At 64.0% G+C, this 17,968-nt stretch carries 14 protein-coding genes; 5 read left to right on the top strand and 9 right to left on the bottom strand.

All coding sequences use genetic code 11. From position 1 onward, the window contains the following. Nucleotides 1-278: 278 nt before the first annotated feature. On the top strand, nucleotides 279-2,120 hold the full coding sequence (gene ilvD, locus B4L76_RS11760) for a dihydroxy-acid dehydratase (protein WP_296232652.1): 1,842 nt from the start codon (nucleotides 279-281) through the stop codon (nucleotides 2,118-2,120). 165 nt (nucleotides 2,121-2,285) lie between these two features. Here the strand turns inward: ilvD and B4L76_RS11755 are convergent, their stop codons facing one another. Then, nucleotides 2,286-3,341, bottom strand: coding sequence for a haloacid dehalogenase-like hydrolase (locus B4L76_RS11755; protein WP_296232650.1), 1,056 nt, complete (start codon nucleotides 3,339-3,341; stop codon nucleotides 2,286-2,288). Between the two features lie 245 nt (nucleotides 3,342-3,586). Between B4L76_RS11755 and B4L76_RS11750 the strand changes: the two genes are divergently transcribed. Continuing rightward, entirely contained in the window at nucleotides 3,587-4,978 is a 1,392-nt protein-coding gene (locus B4L76_RS11750; RefSeq protein ID WP_296232648.1) for an L-cystine transporter, read from the top strand. 34 nt (nucleotides 4,979-5,012) lie between these two features. On the opposite strand, the gene B4L76_RS11745 is transcribed toward B4L76_RS11750, so the two are convergent. Continuing rightward, entirely contained in the window at nucleotides 5,013-5,528 is a 516-nt protein-coding gene (locus B4L76_RS11745; RefSeq protein WP_296232646.1) for a dihydrofolate reductase, read from the bottom strand. Nucleotides 5,529-5,582: 54 nt separating this feature from the next. Here B4L76_RS11745 and B4L76_RS11740 point away from each other — a divergent pair, with 54 nt between their 5' ends. Further along, the gene (locus B4L76_RS11740; protein WP_296232644.1) at nucleotides 5,583-6,974 is read left to right on the top strand and encodes a DUF2868 domain-containing protein; all 1,392 of its coding nucleotides are present in this window, start codon (nucleotides 5,583-5,585) and stop codon (nucleotides 6,972-6,974) included. Next, complete coding sequence (locus tag B4L76_RS11735) at nucleotides 6,967-8,331, top strand: GTPase/DUF3482 domain-containing protein (RefSeq protein ID WP_296232642.1); 1,365 nt, start codon at nucleotides 6,967-6,969, stop codon at nucleotides 8,329-8,331. The genes B4L76_RS11740 and B4L76_RS11735 overlap by 8 nt, the downstream gene beginning before the upstream one ends. A 100-nt stretch (nucleotides 8,332-8,431) precedes the next feature. On the opposite strand, the gene B4L76_RS11730 is transcribed toward B4L76_RS11735, so the two are convergent. From B4L76_RS11730 to B4L76_RS11710, 5 genes are all read right to left on the bottom strand, one after another. Further along, nucleotides 8,432-9,457, bottom strand: a complete 1,026-nt coding sequence (locus tag B4L76_RS11730; RefSeq protein WP_296232640.1) for a putative 2-aminoethylphosphonate ABC transporter substrate-binding protein — start codon at nucleotides 9,455-9,457, stop codon at nucleotides 8,432-8,434. Between the two features lie 18 nt (nucleotides 9,458-9,475). Beyond that, nucleotides 9,476-11,200, bottom strand: a complete 1,725-nt coding sequence (locus B4L76_RS11725) for a putative 2-aminoethylphosphonate ABC transporter permease subunit (protein WP_296232638.1) — start codon at nucleotides 11,198-11,200, stop codon at nucleotides 9,476-9,478. Nucleotide 11,201: 1 nt separating this feature from the next. Further along, nucleotides 11,202-12,260 (bottom strand): putative 2-aminoethylphosphonate ABC transporter ATP-binding protein, encoded by a 1,059-nt coding sequence (locus tag B4L76_RS11720; protein ID WP_296232637.1) that lies wholly within the window; start codon nucleotides 12,258-12,260, stop codon nucleotides 11,202-11,204. 218 nt (nucleotides 12,261-12,478) lie between these two features. Beyond that, on the bottom strand, nucleotides 12,479-13,348 hold the full coding sequence (locus B4L76_RS11715; RefSeq protein WP_296232636.1) for a LysR family transcriptional regulator: 870 nt from the start codon (nucleotides 13,346-13,348) through the stop codon (nucleotides 12,479-12,481). 9 nt (nucleotides 13,349-13,357) lie between these two features. Beyond that, nucleotides 13,358-15,571: a heavy metal translocating P-type ATPase gene (locus B4L76_RS11710; protein ID WP_296232634.1), complete on the bottom strand. Its 2,214-nt coding sequence runs from the start codon at nucleotides 15,569-15,571 to the stop codon at nucleotides 13,358-13,360. A gap of 83 nt (nucleotides 15,572-15,654) precedes the next feature. Here B4L76_RS11710 and cadR point away from each other — a divergent pair, with 83 nt between their 5' ends. Next, complete coding sequence (gene cadR, locus B4L76_RS11705; RefSeq protein WP_296232633.1) at nucleotides 15,655-16,098, top strand: cadmium resistance transcriptional regulator CadR; 444 nt, start codon at nucleotides 15,655-15,657, stop codon at nucleotides 16,096-16,098. A gap of 40 nt (nucleotides 16,099-16,138) precedes the next feature. On the opposite strand, the gene B4L76_RS11700 is transcribed toward cadR, so the two are convergent. Both B4L76_RS11700 and lgt read right to left on the bottom strand, forming a co-directional pair. After that, nucleotides 16,139-17,110, bottom strand: coding sequence for a thymidylate synthase (locus B4L76_RS11700; RefSeq protein WP_296232631.1), 972 nt, complete (start codon nucleotides 17,108-17,110; stop codon nucleotides 16,139-16,141). Between the two features lie 51 nt (nucleotides 17,111-17,161). Continuing rightward, nucleotides 17,162-17,968 (bottom strand): prolipoprotein diacylglyceryl transferase, encoded by an 807-nt coding sequence (gene lgt, locus B4L76_RS11695; RefSeq protein ID WP_296232630.1) that lies wholly within the window; start codon nucleotides 17,966-17,968, stop codon nucleotides 17,162-17,164.

Below are 17,968 nucleotides of genomic sequence, written 5' to 3'. Positions count from 1 at the left end.
CCCCATCAGCAGCGATTCAGAAAGGTCCTACAAGCAACCGACCAACAGGCCAAAGCCACCGCCTGGCCACATCGCCATTCCCTCACCGCCTCAGCGGTGTAGAATCGGCCTATTCATCGCCAGTCATCCCCGGCGGGTTTATGAGCTCTGGCCAGGCACGCGGCGATCCCGCGCAGTCCTCGGCCCCATCCGTGCCAGTGGCAACCGGCCTGCGGTACAAAGGACAAGAGAAGCTCACTCCCCTTTCTGTGACCTGATTAAGCCGCCAGGAGTGTTTCATGCCTGATTACCGTTCAAAGACTTCCACCCAAGGCCGCAACATGGCCGGCGCCCGTGCCCTGTGGCGCGCCACCGGGATGAAGGACGAAGACTTCAAGAAACCCATCATCGCCATCGCCAACTCGTTCACCCAGTTCGTCCCAGGCCACGTGCACCTGAAGGACCTGGGCCAGCTGGTCGCCCGCGAAATCGAACGCGCCGGTGGCGTGGCCAAGGAATTCAACACCATCGCGGTCGATGACGGCATCGCCATGGGCCACGACGGCATGCTGTACTCGCTGCCAAGCCGCGAGATCATCGCCGACGCCGTTGAATACATGGTCAACGCCCACTGCGCCGACGCCATCGTGTGCATCTCCAACTGCGACAAGATCACCCCCGGCATGCTGATGGCCGCACTGCGTCTGAACATCCCGGTGATCTTCGTATCCGGCGGCCCGATGGAAGCCGGCAAGACCAAGCTGGCCAACCATGGCCTGGACCTGGTCGACGCCATGGTCATCGCTGCAGACTCTTCGGCCTCCGACGAAAAGGTCGCCGAATACGAGCGCAGCGCCTGCCCGACCTGCGGCTCGTGCTCCGGGATGTTCACCGCCAACTCGATGAACTGCCTGACCGAAGCCCTGGGCCTGGCCCTGCCGGGCAACGGCTCGACCCTGGCCACCCACGCCGACCGCGAGCAACTGTTCCTCACTGCCGGCCGCACCATCGTCGAGCTGTGCAAGCGTTACTACGGCGACAACGACGAGTCGGTCCTGCCGCGCAACATCGCCAACTTCAAGGCGTTCGAGAACGCCATGATGCTCGACATCGCCATGGGCGGCTCGACCAACACCATCCTGCACCTGCTGGCCGCAGCCCAGGAGGCCGAGGTGGCGTTCGACCTGCGCGACATCGACCGCCTGTCGCGCAAAGTACCGCAGCTGTGCAAGGTGGCGCCGAACATCCAGAAATACCACATGGAAGACGTGCACCGCGCCGGCGGCATCTTCAGCATCCTCGGCTCGCTGGCCCGTGGCGGCCTGCTGCACACCGACCTGCCGACCGTGCACAGCCGCAGCATGGAAGAAGCCATCGCCAAGTGGGACATTACCCAGACCGATGACGAAGCCGTGCATACCTTCTTCAAGGCAGGCCCTGCCGGCATCCCGACCCAGACTGCATTCAGCCAGTCGACCCGCTGGCCGAGCCTGGACCTGGACCGCGCCGAAGGCTGCATCCGCAGCGTCGAGCACGCCTACTCGCAGGAAGGCGGCCTGGCCGTGCTGTACGGCAACATCGCGCTGGATGGTTGCGTGGTGAAGACCGCCGGCGTCGACGAATCGATCCTGGTGTTCGAAGGCACAGCGAAGATCTTCGAGAGCCAGGACAGCGCCGTGCGCGGCATCCTCGCTGACGAAGTGAAGGCCGGCGACATCGTGATCATCCGCTATGAAGGCCCGAAAGGCGGCCCGGGCATGCAAGAGATGCTGTACCCGACCTCGTACCTGAAGTCCAAAGGCCTGGGCAAGGCCTGCGCCTTGCTCACCGATGGCCGCTTCTCGGGCGGTACCTCGGGCCTGTCGATCGGCCACGCCTCGCCGGAAGCCGCGGCTGGCGGTGCCATCGGCCTGGTGCGCGACGGCGACAAGGTGCTGATCGATATCCCCAACCGTTCGATCAACCTGCAAGTCAGCGACGAAGAACTGGCCCAACGCCGCGTCGAGCAGGACAAGAAGGGCTGGAAGCCAGCCGAAGTGCGCCCACGCAAGGTGACCACTGCGCTGAAGGCCTATGCCCTGCTGGCAACCAGTGCCGACAAGGGTGCTGTGCGTAACAAGGCGATGCTGGAAGGGTTCTAAGGCCTGACAGAGAGAAAAAACCGGCGTCCTGGGCGCCGGTTTTTTTATGCCTGTGAGGTTCCTTCGCAGGTAAACCCACACAGGTGCGGCACAGCATCGGAAACCTGTGCAGTACCTGTGGGAGCGGGTTCACCCGCGAAGAGGCCGGAGCTGGCAGCGCAAGGCTTACTGAATCTGCTCCGGCGTCACGATCACCCAGTTCTTGTCCGCTGTAACCGGCAAGCCCTCCTTGGCCTGCGCTGCCGCATTCCTGGCAATCATCCCGTTGATCTGCTCCATGTACTTGGCTTTGCGGTTGATCCACAGGTGGATGCCGCCCTTGTCCACGTCCACGCCATGGAATTGCATGTAGCCGTCACTGGTTGGCGTATCACCGCCCACCAGTACCGGTTTCTTCCACTCATCGATATAGGTCAGGATGGCCGCGTGCTTGCCGGCCATCCAGGTGGCCGGAGTCCACAGGTATGGGGTCAGCTCCAGCCCGACGTTGGCCTTGGCATCGTAGTGCCCGGCAGTGATCTGCTTGCGAGCCGTGGTCAGTTGGCCGCTGGCCCGGTCCTTCAGCAGCAGGCTCACACCAATTACATTCTCTGGTTTCACGTTGTAGCCATACTTGGGGTCGGACGCGACCATCCGTACCAGCTCCTCGGAGGCAGCAGAAATCACGTAGACCTCGATACCGTTCTCCATCAGCTTGCTGTACAGCTCAGTCTGGCCCTTGAAGACCTTGGGCGGCTGCACTTCGATGGTCTTGACCTGGTCGCCTTCGTAGTAAGTGCTGGGGATCGGCTTGCCGGAGGCCATCATTTCATCCACCTGCACCTTCAGTTCCTGCAGGGTGAAGCCCGAGAACACCTGAGCTACCCACGGGTAGCAGACCATGTCGTCGACTTCACACAGCCGGTAGTAATAACTGAACAGGCTTTCCTTGTGGTCGGCGGTGTCCTTGAATGGCATCAGCTTCAACGAGGGGTCGAGCTTGTCGCGGCTCAGCAGGCCCTTGTTTTCCATGAATGGCAGCAAGGCCTCTTCAAGGTCGTAGCGGTAACTGGTGTTATCCATGTCGAACACCGCGTAATTACCCTTGTTGGCGTTGGCGGCGATCAGGGTATCGAGTTGCTTGGCAGCCTCGGCCGGCCAGTGCTTGAGCTCGGTGGCGAAGGTTTCGATACTGAACAGCAGGGACAGGGCGACAGCGACAGCCTTCGGAGCAGATTTCATCGACGAATCTCCTGAAATGACCCCGAAACGCTAGTGCAACGAGGGTGGCAGGCGGCCTTTCATAACGACCCTCATACAGCTGCAAACGCCGCGTTCATTGCAATGCGCGACATAGCGTTATTCCATAAACGACTATGCACATTCCATATGTGTATAAATTCGTTTGTTTTCAGGCTGTTAGCATTTCCGTTCGCAATCGCTCACAGAGGCGATGCCTCTTTTGCCTTTTTTCCGCTGGAGCTTCAATGAACCTGCCGCTGTCCCTTAATCTGCTGGCATTCCTGGCCTTGTTGCTGGGCCTGGCACAAACCCGCCGCACCCACTGGAGCCTGGCCAGGAAGGTACTGCTGGGCCTGGTGCTGGGTGTGGTCTTCGGGCTGGCCCTGCACACCCTGTATGGCGCAGGCCACCCGGTGCTCAAGGCCACCATCGGCTGGCTCGACCTGGTCGGCAACGGCTATGTCGGCCTGTTGCAGATGATCGTCATGCCGCTGATTTTCGCCTCGATCCTCAGCGCTGTAGCGCGCCTGCACAATGCCTCGTCGCTGGGCCGCATCAGCGTGCTGAGCATTGGCACCCTGCTGCTGACTACCGCCATCGCTGCATTGATCGGCATCGTCCTGACCAACCTGTTCGGCCTCAGCGCCGAAGGCCTGGTGGCTGGCGCCCAGGAAAGCGCACGCATGCAGGTAATCCACAGCGACTATGCCGGCAAGGTCGCCGACCTCAACATCCCGCAGCTGCTGCTGTCGTTCATTCCCAGCAACCCGGTGGCTGACCTGGCGCGGGCGAAACCGACCTCGATCATCAGTGTGGTGATCTTTGCCGTATTCCTCGGCCTGGCCGCGTTGCAACTGATCAAGGACGATGCCGAGAAAGGCCAGCGCGCGCTGTTGGCCGTCGACACCCTGCAGGCCTGGGTGATGCGCCTGGTGCGGGTGGTGATGAAGTTGACCCCATATGGCGTGCTGGCGTTGATGGCCAAGGTAGTGGCCAGCTCGAACATGCAAGACATCCTCAAGCTGGGCAGCTTCGTGGTGGTGTCGTACCTGGGCCTGGGGCTGATGTTCGTGGTGCACGGCGTTATCCTCGCTGTCACCGGCGTGAACCCGCTGCGCTTCCTGCGCAAGGTGTGGCCGGTGTTGACCTTCGCCTTCACCAGCCGCTCCAGCGCCGCCAGCATTCCGCTGAACATCGAAGCGCAAACCCGCCGCCTGGGCGTGCCGCAGTCGATTGCCAGCTTCAGCGCCTCGTTCGGTACCACCATCGGGCAGAACGGCTGTGCCGGCCTCTACCCTGCCATGTTGGCGGTGATGGTGGCGCCGGCGATGGGCATCGATACCTTCGACCCGCTGTGGATCGCCACCCTGGTGGCCATCGTTACCCTGAGTTCGGCAGGGGTTGCCGGCGTAGGTGGCGGTGCCACGTTCGCCGCCCTGATCGTGCTACCGGCCATGGGCCTGCCGGTGGAACTGGTGGCGTTGCTGATTTCAGTAGAACCGCTGATCGACATGGGCCGCACGGCATTGAACGTGAATGGCTCGATGACCGCGGGCGTGGTGACCAGCCAACTGCTGAAAGAGACCGACAAGAATGTGCTGGCCGACGATGAGCATGTCGAGCTGAGCCATACCTGACAGATCGACGGGGCTGCGTTGCAGCCCCAAAACCTCAAACCTTGTCCCAAACCTCGAAGTGATACCCAGGCTTGCCTTCTTCGGCCTGAGCCTCGCTCGACACCAGTTTCCACTGCCCGTCATCAAACTCGGGGAACCAGGCATCTCCTTCCGGCGCCAACTCTACCCGTGTCAGGTACATCCGGCTGACCAACCCCTTCTCCAGGGCCTGCGCATACAGCTGTGCCCCACCAATCAGCATCAATTCACCGGCACCTTTCTCACGTGCCCACTGCTCGGCTCGCACCAGGGCTTCCTCCAGCGACCCAAACACCTCGGCACCGGCCAGCTCCAGCCCTGCCTGGCGGCTGACCACGATGTTCAACCGCCCGGGCAGTGGCCGCCCCAGCGAATCCCAGGTCTTGCGCCCCATGATGATCGGCTTGCCCAGGGTGGTGGCCTTGAAGTACTTGAAATCCCCCGGCAGATGCCAGGGCATGGAATTGTCGATGCCGATCACGCGGTTTTCGGCGTGCGCCGCGATCAGGCTGAGGGGGAGTGATGTATTCATGCCAGCGAGGATAGCATCGGGCGTGTGGGTTATGCTTCTGCCCTGACCTGTGCAATGGAAGACCTTGTGACTGCTCCGACTTCCCTGGACAAGCGCTGGCTCACCGAAGCGGTACGCCTGCGCGAGGAACATGCTGGCCCCCTGGAGGACCAGGAAGCCAACCGTCGCGCCCGCCAGGCAGGCGGTGACCTGACGACCCGCCTTGAAACCCGTGCGTTGTTCCTGGCTGAACGCGATGGTATGAGCACCGCCCTGCGCCACTGGAAACAGGGTGCGCGCCTGGCGCTGCTGGCCTTGCTGATAATGGCCATGCTCAGCGGCGCAGGGCTGGCCCTGGCGGCCCTCGGTGATGGGCAACGCCCGGTGAATGTGTTCTGGGCACTGGGCAGCCTGCTCGGGCTTGACCTTCTGATGCTGCTGGGCTGGGCCATCGGCTTTGCCGCCAGCGGCGAATATGGCGCCGGGCTGGGCCGCCTGTGGCTTTGGCTGAGCGAACGCTTCGCCCGTGACGCCAAGGCCGCGCACCTGGCCCCGGCACTGCTGGTGCTGTTGCAGCGCCAGCGTCTCAGCCGCTGGTTGCTCGGCCTGCTGGTGCACGGCCTGTGGCTGCTGGCAATGCTGAGCGCGCTGGGCATGCTGTTGGCCTTGCTGGCCACCCGACGCTATGGTTTTGTCTGGGAAACCACCCTGCTCGCCGCCGACCCGTTCATCGAACTGACCCAGGCCCTGGGCGCCCTGCCCTCGCTGCTGGGCTTCGGCGTACCCGACGAAACCATGATCCGCGCGAGCGGCGGCAGCCTGCCGGCCCTGGACCCGGCCCGCCAGGCCTGGGCTAGCTGGCTGCTCGGCGTGGTGCTGGTTTATGGCCTGCTGCCACGTCTGCTGCTGGCCGGGTTGTGCCTGTGGCGCTGGCGCCAGGGCCATGAACGCCTGGCCCTGGATCTCAGCCTGCCCGGCTACGCGCAGCTGCGTGATGCGCTGATGCCACGCAGCGAACGCATCGGCGTACAGGACGCCGCGCCCGAAGCCTTGCCGCAGTTCACCGCCGGCCAGTTGGAAAGCGGCAGCAGCGGCGCGCTGCTGGTCGGCCTGGAGCTGGATGATCAGCGGCCTTGGCCACCAGCCTTGCCGAAAGGCGTCACCGATGCCGGCGTGCTCGACAGCCGTGAATCGCGTAACCGGCTGCTGGAGCAGCTCGGCCGCTTCCCTCCGGCACGCCTGGCCATTGCCTGCGACCCACGCCGCTCGCCCGACCGGGGCAGCTTGGCGTTGCTCGCCGAACTGGCGCGCAATGCCGGCGCAACCCGCATCTGGCTGTTACAGACCGCACCGGGCCAGGCCCTCGACGCCCAGCGTCTGGGTGACTGGCACGAAGCCCTCGACCGGCTTGGCTTGCCACATGCCGATACCTCGCCCCTGACCTGGCTGGAGCATGGCCATGACTGAGCCGCTGAAACTGGCCGTGGTCGGCCACACCAACGTCGGCAAGACCTCGCTGCTGCGTACCCTGACCCGCGACGTCGGCTTTGGCGAGGTGTCCCATCGTCCCAGCACCACCCGCCATGTGGAAGGGGCGCGGCTGTCGGTGGACGGTGAGCCCCTGTTGGAGCTGTACGACACCCCAGGGCTGGAAGACGCCATCGCCCTGCTCGACTACCTTGAACGCCTGGACCGTCCTGGCGAGCGCCTGGACGGCCCGGCCCGTCTGGAGCGATTTCTGCAAGGCAGCGAAGCGCGCCAGCGTTTCGAGCAGGAGGCCAAGGTGCTGCGCCAGCTGTTGGCCAGCAATGCCGGCCTGTATGTGATCGATGCCCGTGAGCCGGTACTGGCCAAGTACCGTGACGAGCTGGAGGTACTGGCCAGCTGCGGCAAGCCGCTGCTACCCGTGCTCAACTTCGTCGCCAGCCACTCGCATCGCGAAGCGCAATGGCGTGAAGCCCTTGCCCGGCTTGGCCTTCACGCATTGGTGCGGTTCGACAGCGTGGCGCCGCCAGAGGATGGCGAACGCCGGTTGTACGAAAGCCTGGCGCTGCTGCTGGAAAACGCTCGCCCGGCCCTGCAGCGGCTGATCGACGATCAGCAAGCGCAGCGCCTGGCTCGCCGGCACAGCGGCAAGCGCCTGATCGCCGAACTGCTGCTGGACTGCGCCGCCTGCCGGCGCAGTGTCGAGGCCGAGCCGGCTGCCGAAGCCCGGGCCATCGAGGCACTGCGTCAGGATGTGCGTCAGCGCGAACAGCGCTGTGTCGAAGCATTGCTCAAGCTGTACGCCTTCCGCCGCGAGGATGCCCATGCCGGCGAACTGCCGTTGCTGGATGGCCGCTGGGGCGATGACCTGTTCAATCCGGAGACCTTGAAACAGCTCGGCGTACGCCTTGGCAGCGGTGTGGCGGCGGGTGCTGCAGCCGGGGCCGGGGTCGACTTGCTGGTGGGTGGCCTGACCCTGGGCGCGGCCGCCCTCGCCGGGGCGATTGCCGGAGGCGCGCTGCAGACCGCTCGCAACTATGGGTCACGGCTGATAGGCAAGTTGAAAGGCAAGCGTGAGTTGACCGTGGACGATACGGTGTTGCGTTTGCTGGCCTTGCGTCAGCAGCAGTTGCTGGTCGCGTTGGAAAATCGCGGGCATGCAGCGCAGGACAGCATCAGGCTGGGCGAGCTGAAAGAACAAGCCTGGCGCGAGGGCAAGTTGCCGGAGGCCCTGGTAAAGGCCCGGGCGCATCCGCAATGGTCCACGCTGAATCCTGGGGCGAAGCTGAACCAGGCGGAGCGGCAGGCGCAGTTAGAGATGCTGGTTTCACAGATCTGAGCCAGCAGGCGGGCAAGCCCGCTCCCACAGCTACGCGCAAGCGTGATGCCTGTGCGATCCCTGTGGGTGCGGGCGTGCCCGTGAAGAGGCCTGGGGCAGCTTACTGCTGGGCCACCTTCTCCGACTTGCCGTCATAGCGCTTGCGCCATTCGGCCAGGATCTGGTCACGGTTCTGCGAAGCCCAGGCAAAGTCGTTCTTGATCAACCGCTGTTCATAATCCGCCGGCAACTCGGTCTGTGGCTTGGCGATACCCGGCGCGGCCAGCACGGCAAAGTTCTCCTTGTACAGCTCCATGGCCGCCGGGCTGGCCGAGAAATCAGCCAGGCGCCTGGCCGCATCCGCCTTGGGCGAACCCTTGATCACTGCGGTCGCCTCGATCTCCCAGCCCAGGCCTTCCTTCGGCAGCACGATGTCCAGCGGCGCGCCCTGGCGCTTGAGCTGCACGGCCGGATACTCGAACGAGATACCGATCGGGAACTCGCCCGCCGCGGCCAGCTTGCACGGTTTGGACCCGGAATGAACGTACTGACCGATGTTCTGGTGCAAGGCATCCATGTAAGCCCAGCCCTGCGGCTCGCCAAAGGTCTGCAACCAGGCACTGACATCCAGGAAACCGGTGCCGGACGAGGCCGGGTTGGGCATGACGATCTTGCCCTTGTACTCGAGCTTGGTCAGGTCCTGCCAGCTGAGCGGCTTGCTCAGGCCCTGTTTCTCGGCCTCGATGGTATTGAAGCAAAGGGTGGCAGCCCACACGTCCATGCCGACCCAGGCTGGCGGGTTGGCCGCATCGCGATAGTTGTTGGCGATCTTGTCCAGGTCCTTGGGTGCATAGGCTTCGAGCATGCCGTTGTGATCGAGGATGGCCAGGCTCGATGCCGCCAGTCCCCATACGGCGTCAGCTTGCGGGCGATCTTTCTCGGCCAGCAGCTTGGCGGTGATGATGCCGGTGGAGTCACGGACCCACTTGATCTCGATGTCCGGGTTGGCCTTCTCGAAGGCCTGCTTGTAGCTCTTCAGCTGTTCAGCTTCCAGCGCGGTGTAGACCGTCAACTGGGTGGCCGCGGCCGAAGCCTGCAGGCTGAACACGGCGGAGACAGCAGCGCCAAGTGCAAGGTGCTTGTGCATGGGTAGGTTCCTTACAGGTCAGACGGTCGCGGCGCGTTGGCGCCAGGCTTGGGAGCGGCGCAGCAGGCCGCGTGAGGCTGCAGCCAGCAACAGTGAAGCGCCGGCACTGGTCAGCAGGATCAGGGTGGACATGGCGGCGGCTCCGCCGACGTTGCCAGCATCGTCCATGTTCAGCACGGCGACGGCAGCCAGGATGGTGTCGGGGCTGTACAGGAAGATCGCCGCCGATACCGTGGTCATCGCCGAGACGAACAGGTAGCGGATGATGTCCAGCAGCGCCGGCAGGCAGATTGGCACGGTCACCCGCAGGAAGTGCCGGTACAGCGGGGCCTTCAGCGACAGCGCGGCGGCCTCGAACTCGTCGTCGAGCTGGCGCAGGGCGGTGGCCGCGGTCATCTGCGCGGTGGTCAGGTAATGGGCAATGGTGCACACCACCAACAGCCCCATGCCGCCATAGAACACGTGCAGGGGGTTGCCGTTCAGGTTGAAGAAGAACACGTAGCCCAGGCCCAGGACCAGGCCCGGCACAGCCATGGGGATGAAACTGAGCAAGCGCAGCGCCTGGTTGAGCGGGCGTTGGCCCTGGGTCTTCTCCATCAGGTAGGCACCAGTAAAGATCACGATACTGCCGATCAGCGCAGTACCGATGGCCATTGTCACGCTGTTGCGGTAGGCCAGCCAGCCGCCCCCGGCGGTGTCCTCGAACAGGTAGTGACGCAGCGACAACGACAGGTTGTAGGGCCAGAAGGTAACCAGGGAGGAATACACCGCCATGCCGATCACCAGCAGCAACGCCGCGCACACCAGCAGCACGATGGCCAGGAAGCAGGCATCGCGACTGCGCGACGGCTTGGGCTCGAACACCTGGGCGCGGCCACTCATGGCCTCGCCCTGGCGTCGGCGCAGCCAGGCGTCGACGGAAAAGCTCAAGAGCGCCGGCACCAGCAGCACCATGCCAATCAGCGCTCCACGGCCAAACTGTTGCTGGCCGACCACTGCCTTGTAGGCTTCCAGCGCCAGTACCTGATAATCGCCGCCGACCACGACTGGGACACCGAAGTCGGTGATGGTCAGGGTGAACACCAGGCAGAACGCCGCGAACACTGCCTGGCGCGTGGCCGGCCAGGTAACACTGGTGAAGGCCCGCCACGGCCCGGCGCCCATGCTGGACGCGGCGTCGAACAGGCGTGCATCGGCCAGCGACAAGGCTGACAGCAGGATCATCAGCGCATGCGGAAAGGTGTAGATTGCCTCGCCCAGCACGATCCCCCAGAAGCCGTAGATGTTGTCGTCGAGCAAGCCGCGCAGCAGGCCCTGGTTGCCGAACAGGTAGACCAGGGCAATGGCCGGCAGCATCGATGGCGCCAGCAGCGGTAGCAGGGAAATCCCCCGCCACAGGCCCTTCCCCGGGATCAATGTGCGTTGCAGGGCATAGGCGAACACATAGGCCAGTGGCACGACGATGGCCGCGACGGTGAAGGCTACTGCCAGGCTGTTGCCCAGCAACCAGTGGAAGTTGGCGCTGGTAAACAGCTCGCGCGCTGCCACCTGGCCGCCTCCCTGGCCCGCTTCAGCGCTGAAGCCGCGCCAGAAGATCGCCAGCAGCGGCATCAGCACCGCCACCAGCAGAAGGATCAGCAGCAGGCTCTTGCCGCCGACGACGAACAACCGGTCACCCCGGGCGACGCCAGCGTTGTGAGCGGCCTGGGCCTGGTTCAACGGCAGGGACATGGGCGCGGCCATCTCAGGCAAACACCTGCAGGCGCTGCGGCGGCAGTGCCACCCAGATGTCCTGCGAGCCCAGCCGTGGCATGGCCTCGGGGGCCAGCTCGGCCAGCAGCGCATGACCTGGCAGGGCCTTGAGTTCGAAGCTCATGCGGCAGCGGTTGCCGAGAAAAGTGATCTCGCGGACCAACGCCGGGAACAGGTTGTCTTCGTGCACCGTCGGGTTGACCGTGATCGCCTCCGGGCGACAGAACAACCGGCCACTGTTGGCCAGGGCTGAACCCGGCACCAGGCGCATGTTCATGTCACCAACCCGGGCATGGCTGTCGCCACTGCGCCGGAACGGCAACCAGTTGCCCTGGCCGACGAATTCGGCGACGAACGGCGTGGCGGGCTTATCGTAGATGTCCTGTGGCGTGGCGTACTGCTCGACCTGGCCGTTGTTCATCACCGCAATGCGGTCGGCCATCAGCATGGCTTCGTCCTGGTTGTGGGTCACCATCAACGTAGTGATGCCCAGCTGGCGCTGCAGCTGGCGCAGTTCGCTGCACAGGTGCTCACGCACCCTGGCATCCAGCGCCGACATCGGCTCGTCGAGCAGCAGCAGGGAGGGCGACGGCGCCAGCGCGCGGGCCAGGGCCACGCGCTGCTGCTGGCCACCCGAGAGCTGGCCGGGATACTTTTTCTCGCTACCGACCAGGCCTACCAGCGCCAGCATTTCCGCCACCCGTTGACGCGCCTGGTCGCGGCCGTTGCCGGTCAGCCCGTAGGCAATGTTGGCTTCGACGGTCAGGTTGGGAAACAACGCGTAGGACTGGAACAGGATGCCGTAGTCACGTGCCTGGGGTGGCAGCCTCGAGACATCGCGCGCGCCGATGTACAGCGTGCCGCTGTCCTGGCGCTCCAACCCGGCGATGCAGCGCAGCAGGGTGGTCTTGCCGCAGCCGGACGGGCCCAGCAGGCACACCAGCTCGCCGGCGGCGATGTCCAGCGAGACATCATTGAGCGCGGTGAAGGCACCGAAGCGCTTGTGGATGTTGCGCACTTTCATCTGTGCGCCAGGGGTGGAGGAATTCATGGCAGGGCCTCATCGAAGAGATGGGGGCCATGCTAGAAAGGCTGTGCGAAGGTTCTGTGGCTTTAGGGCAAAAGCCGGTGATAGTGATATAGGCAGATTTTGCAGTGGCCTTCGCGGGCCTCTTCGCGGGTAAACCCGCTCCCACGGGGATCGCGCCGCATCTGAAGGCTGTGCAGTACCTGGGGAGCGGATTTACCCGGGAAGAAGCCAACACAAATCTAGAACTGTGAACCGGCCACTTCCTGCGCAACCCCGAGGAAGGCCGCCGGCAACCGGGCCTGGCGCCGCTCCTTCAGGCAATACAGGTACTCGTGCATCACCGGCGCGTTTTCCAGCGTCAGCACGCGCAACTCGGGGTTGTGCGGCACCTCGTGCCGGGCAATCACACTGATGCCGATATTGCGCAAAACCGCCTCGCGGATCGACTCACGGCTGCCGATTTCCAGCAACGTTCCAGCCATCACCCCTGCGTCCCGCAGCATCTGCTCGGTCAGCTTGCGTGTGGTCGAACCCTTTTCGCGCAGCAGCAGGCAATGCCCGACCACCGCCTCGATCGACACCGCCTGGCGTTGGGCCAATGGATGATTGCGGTGCACCGCCACCACCAACGGGTCGGTCCCCAGCACCCGCCGCACCAACCGCGCATCCTCCACCAGCTGCGACGAAGCAGCAATATCCACTCGGTACTCCTCGAGCATTTCCAGTACCTGCTGCGAGTTGCCGATTTCCACCGCCACGTCCACCTGCGGCAGGCGCTCACGGAAGATCTTCACCAGGTCGAGAATGTAGTAAGGCGCCGTGGCGGCAATGCGCAAGCTGCCCTGAGCCTGGCCGCTGTTGCGCAATTCGAACTCGATGTCGGCCTCCTGCTGCAGCAGCGCCTTGACCATCGGCAGCAGTCGCCCGCCCTCCTCGCTCAACACCAGGCGCCGTCCGCCGCGGTAGAACAGCTCCACTGCGTACTGGCTTTCCAGGTTACGAATCTGCGTGGTCACCGTAGGCTGGCTGAGTCCGAGCTTCTTCGCCGCAAGGGTGATGCTGCCCAGGCGGGCTACCATGTAGAAGGCTTTGAGCTCCGAACTCAGCATGCAGGTCCTCTATTTGCGCAACAGGCGCAAGCCGTTGAATACCACCAGCAGGCTGACGCCCATGTCGGCAAATACCGCCATCCACATGGTGGCCATGCCGGCAAAGGTGATCGCCAGGAATATCGCCTTGATACCCAACGCCAGAACGATGTTCTGCATGAGGATCGCCGCACTTTGCCGCGACAGCCTGACGAAGGCAGGGATTTTCCGCAAGTCGTCGTCCATCAGCGCAACATCGGCGGTTTCGATGGCGGTGTCGGTACCGGCCGCCGCCATGGCAAAACCGATCTCGGCGCGGGCCAGTGCCGGGGCATCGTTGATGCCGTCGCCGACCATGCCCACCCGATGGCCTTGGGCGTACAACGCTTCGATGCTGCTCAGCTTGTCGGCAGGCAGCAGGTTGCCTTCGGCGCGGTCGATCCCGACCACGGCAGCGATGGCCTGTGCGGTGTGCGGATTGTCACCGGTCAACATCACGGTCTTGATGCCCAACTCGTGCAGTTCGACGATGGCCTGACGGCTGCTGTCCTTGACCGTATCGGCCACGGCAAACAAGGCCAAGGGGCCGGTGCGGTCGAGCAGCAGCACCACGGTCTTGCCCTGACATTCCAGCGCATCCAGCTGAGCTTCCAGCTGCGGCGAGCACAGGCCCAACTCCTCGACCATGCGGTGGTTGCCCAGGTGGTAGACCTCACCCGCAATGCTGCCTCGCACACCTCGGCCGGCCAGGGCGGCGAAATTCTCGACCTCGGCCAGGGCCAGGCCTTGTTGCTTGCCGAACTGGGCGATGGCGCGGGACACCGGGTGGTCCGAACGCTCGCCCAGGCTGGCGGCCAGGGCCTGGGCGCGGCCTTCGTACAGCGGCTCCAGCACCTTGGCGTCGGTCTGCACGGGCTTGCCATGGGTGATCGTGCCGGTCTTGTCCAGCGCCAGGAAGTCCAGATGGCGGCCGCCCTCCAGATACACGCCGCCCTTGATCAGGATGCCTTTGCGCGCGGCGGCGGCCAGCCCGCTGACGATGGTTACCGGGGTCGAGATCACCAAGGCACACGGGCATGCCACCACCAGCAGCACCAGGGCGCGATAGACCCAGTCGAACCAGGCGCCGGCCATGAACAGCGGCGGTATTACCGCCACGGCCAATGCAATGGCGAATACCACCGGCGTGTAGATGCGCGAGAAGCGGTCGACGAACCGCTGGGTAGGCGCCCGAGCACCTTGCGCTTCCTCGACCGCCTTGATGATCCGCGCCAGGGTCGATTGCCCGGCAGCTGCGGTAACGCGAAACTCCAGTGCGCCCGCCTGGTTGATGGTGCCGGCGAACAGTTTGTCCCCCACCGCCTTTTCCACTGGCAGGCTTTCGCCGGTGATCGGCGCCTGATCGACGCTGGATTGTCCGCTGGTCACTTCGCCGTCCAGGCCAATCCGCTCGCCGGGGCGCACCCGCACCAAGGCACCGATGGTCACCTCACGCACCTCCACTTCACGCCATTGGCCATCGGCTTGGCGCACGGTGGCCATGTCCGGGGCGAGCTGCATCAGGCCGCCGATGGCATTGCGCGCCCGGTCCAGCGAACGGGCTTCGATCAGTTCGGCGACGGTGAACAGCACCATCACCATGGCGGCTTCCGGCCACTGACCGATCAGCACGGCGCCGGTCACGGCAATGCTCATCAGCGCGTTGATATTGAGGTTGCGGTTCTTGAGAGCGATCCAGCCCTTCTTGTAGGTACCCAGGCCACAGCCAAGGATTGCCGCCAGCGCCAGTGCCGCCACCACCCATTCCGGGGCTAGCGCCGCAAAGTGCACAATTTCGGCGGCGAGCGCGGCGACAGCCGACAAAGCCAGCGGCCACCAGCGAGCCCTGGCCGATTGCGGCGCGCTGGCGGTGCCGTCATCTGCACTGCCAAGCGGCTCGGCTTTCATGCCCAGGCTGTCGATCGCCTGCTCGATTTCGGCAGTGCCGTTCAAGGTGTGACGCACGCCGAGTACGCGATTTATCAGGTTGAATTCCAGCTGCTCGACACCCGCAAGCTTGCCCAGCTTGTCCTGGATCAGCGTTTGCTCGGTCGGGCAGTCCATGGCCTCGATGCGGAAGCGGCTGAGCTGGGCATGGCTGCTGGCCTTTCCGCTCACCTGTACCTTGGCGGGCGCAACGGTGGCTTCACAGCAGCTGTGGGCGTGGTGGTGATGCTTGTGTTCGTGGCTGACAGGCTGGTTCATGGGTTCGTCCTTAATATGAGCCTGTTGCCAAGTGAACACCCTGTAGCCACTATAGGGTCAAGCCACTTGCTGGAGATTTGCTGATGAAGATCGGAGAACTGGCCAAGGCCACTGATTGCGCCGTGGAAACCATCCGCTACTACGAACGCGAACAGCTGCTGCCGGAGCCGGCACGTACAGAAGGCAACTACCGGTTGTACACCCAGGCTCACGTCGAGCGGCTGACCTTCATCCGCAACTGCCGCACCCTGGACATGACCCTCGACGAAATCCGCAGCCTGCTACGCCTGCGCGACAGCCCGGAGGGTTCTTGCGGCAGCGTAAATGCGTTGATCGACGAGCACATCGAGCACGTGCAGGCGCGGATCGATGGTCTGGTGGCGCTGCAGCAGCAGCTTGTGGAATTGCGCAGGCGCTGCAATACGCAAGGGGCAGAATGCGCGATTTTGCAGCAGCTGGAGACGAATGGGGCAGTATCGGTGCCGGATACCGAGCATTCGCATGTGGGGCGAAGCCACGGGCATTGAGAATTCCGGGGCTGCTTCTGCGCCCCGGCGATTCAGAACATCACACCGCCATCGGCGCCGTCATCGGCGCATGGTGCTCATACCCTTCCAGCCAGAAATCACTCGGCTCGATCTTCTCCAGCCACTCCGGCTCGTACCTGCCCGTATCGGCGAACGCCGGCACGCGGTCGCTGATCACCAGCTTCGGCGCTTCCAGCGGCTCGCGCCTGAGCTGCTCGTTGAGCATGTCGAGGTGGTTTTCATACACATGGGCATCGCCGATGAAGTAGGTGAACCAACGCGGGGTGTAGCCGGTCAGGCGGCCGAACAGCGACAGCAGCGCCGCACCTTCGGTGAGATTGAACGGTGTACCCAGGCCCAGGTCGTTGGAACGGATGTAGAGGGTCAGGGAAATTTCCTTAGTCTCTACATTCGGGTGAAACTGGTACAGCAGGTGGCAGGGCGGCAGCGCCATTTCGTCCAGCTGCGCGCAGTTCCAGCCGTGGAACAGGATGCGCCGGCTGCCCGGGTCATTGGCGATGGTGTCCAGGCACTGACGCACCTGGTCGATGGCTTTGTACAGGATGACGAAGGCGACGCCGTTTTCCTCGTCCTGGGCGATGCGACGGAAACCCGCCTTCTCGGCCATCTCGATGGCTGCCGGGTTGCTCAACGGGATGCGCTTGTAGCCAGGCCACTGGCGCCACTGCACGCCGTAGATCTCGCCCAGGTCATCCTGGCCCTGGCGGAACGGGTTGGCCAGCCACTGGGCGTTTTCGTTGGCGTTCTGGTCCCAGACCTTGCAGCCGAGCTCGCGGAATTCACCGGCGTTCTTCACACCGCGCAGGAAACCGACCATTTCGCCGATCGCCGACTTGAACGCCAGCTTGCGCGTGGTGATGGCCGGGAAGCCCTTCTGCAAATCGAAACGCAGCATGGCGCCCGGCAGGCTGATGGTGCGGATGCCGGTGCGGTTGCCCTGCAGCGTGCCGTTTTCGATGACGTCGCGGACCAGGTCCAGATACTGTTTCATGGCTTACCTGTAGCAAGAACGGCTGGGGGATCGCCCCAGCCGTGGGATTAGTCAGGCGGGTTTCGCCGTGGGCTTGCGATTATAAGCCCACCAGATCAGGCCGAGGCCAGCGAGGACCATCGGTACGCACAGAATCTGACCCATGGTCAGCCAGCCCCAGGCCAGGTAGCCGAGCTGGGCATCCGGTACGCGGACGAATTCGACGATGAAGCGGAAGATGCCGTAGAACAACGCGAACATCCCGGAAACCGCCATGGTCGGTCGCGGCTTGCGCGAGAACAGCCAGAGGATGACAAACAGCGCCACGCCCTCAAGGGCGAACTGGTACAGCTGCGACGGATGGCGCGGCAACTGTGCAGGGTCGCTGAACGGCGGGAAGATCATCGCCCATGGCACATCGGTCGGCTTGCCCCACAGTTCGGCGTTGATGAAGTTGCCGATGCGCCCGGCGCCCAGGCCGATTGGTACCAGCGGGGCGACGAAGTCCATCAGTTCGAAGAACGACTTGTTGTTGCGCTTGCCGAACCACAAGGCCGCCAGCATCACGCCAATGAAGCCGCCGTGGAACGACATGCCGCCTTTCCAGACCTCGAAGATCAGCGTCGGGTTGGCCAGGTAGGCGTGCAGGTCGTAGAACAGCACATAGCCCAGCCGGCCACCGACGATCACCCCCATCGACAGCCAGAACACCAGGTCGGAGAGTTTTTCGCGCGTCCAGGTGGGGTCGAAACGGTTCAGCCGGCGCGAGGCGAGCAGCCAGGCACCCCCTATGCCGACCAGGTACATCAGGCCGTACCAATGGATTTTCAGCGGCCCGATGGCAACGGCCACGGGGTCTATCTGCGGGTAAGGCAGCAT

It is taken from the genome of Pseudomonas sp. UBA4617, from assembly GCF_002386445.1.
Classification (GTDB): domain Bacteria; phylum Pseudomonadota; class Gammaproteobacteria; order Pseudomonadales; family Pseudomonadaceae; genus Aquipseudomonas.
The sequence above is the reverse complement of the archived record's forward strand: the minus strand, read 5'-3'. Positions and strand labels throughout refer to the sequence as shown.

Excerpts from the sequence above, each read along its gene's own strand:
- ilvD (WP_296232652.1), top strand. The coding sequence starts at position 279 with ATGCCTGATTACCGTTCAAAGACTTCCACCCAAGGCCGCAACATGGCC.
- B4L76_RS11755 (WP_296232650.1), bottom strand. The coding sequence starts at position 3,341 with ATGAAATCTGCTCCGAAGGCTGTCGCTGTCGCCCTGTCCCTGCTGTTC.
- B4L76_RS11750 (WP_296232648.1), top strand. The coding sequence starts at position 3,587 with ATGAACCTGCCGCTGTCCCTTAATCTGCTGGCATTCCTGGCCTTGTTG.
- B4L76_RS11745 (WP_296232646.1), bottom strand. The coding sequence starts at position 5,528 with ATGAATACATCACTCCCCCTCAGCCTGATCGCGGCGCACGCCGAAAAC.
- B4L76_RS11740 (WP_296232644.1), top strand. The coding sequence starts at position 5,583 with ATGGAAGACCTTGTGACTGCTCCGACTTCCCTGGACAAGCGCTGGCTC.
- B4L76_RS11735 (WP_296232642.1), top strand. The coding sequence starts at position 6,967 with ATGACTGAGCCGCTGAAACTGGCCGTGGTCGGCCACACCAACGTCGGC.
- B4L76_RS11730 (WP_296232640.1), bottom strand. The coding sequence starts at position 9,457 with ATGCACAAGCACCTTGCACTTGGCGCTGCTGTCTCCGCCGTGTTCAGC.
- B4L76_RS11725 (WP_296232638.1), bottom strand. The coding sequence starts at position 11,200 with ATGGCCGCGCCCATGTCCCTGCCGTTGAACCAGGCCCAGGCCGCTCAC.
- B4L76_RS11720 (WP_296232637.1), bottom strand. The coding sequence starts at position 12,260 with ATGAATTCCTCCACCCCTGGCGCACAGATGAAAGTGCGCAACATCCAC.
- B4L76_RS11715 (WP_296232636.1), bottom strand. The coding sequence starts at position 13,348 with ATGCTGAGTTCGGAGCTCAAAGCCTTCTACATGGTAGCCCGCCTGGGC.
- B4L76_RS11710 (WP_296232634.1), bottom strand. The coding sequence starts at position 15,571 with ATGAACCAGCCTGTCAGCCACGAACACAAGCATCACCACCACGCCCAC.
- cadR (WP_296232633.1), top strand. The coding sequence starts at position 15,655 with ATGAAGATCGGAGAACTGGCCAAGGCCACTGATTGCGCCGTGGAAACC.
- B4L76_RS11700 (WP_296232631.1), bottom strand. The coding sequence starts at position 17,110 with ATGAAACAGTATCTGGACCTGGTCCGCGACGTCATCGAAAACGGCACG.
- lgt (WP_296232630.1), bottom strand. The coding sequence starts at position 17,968 with ATGCTGCCTTACCCGCAGATAGACCCCGTGGCCGTTGCCATCGGGCCG.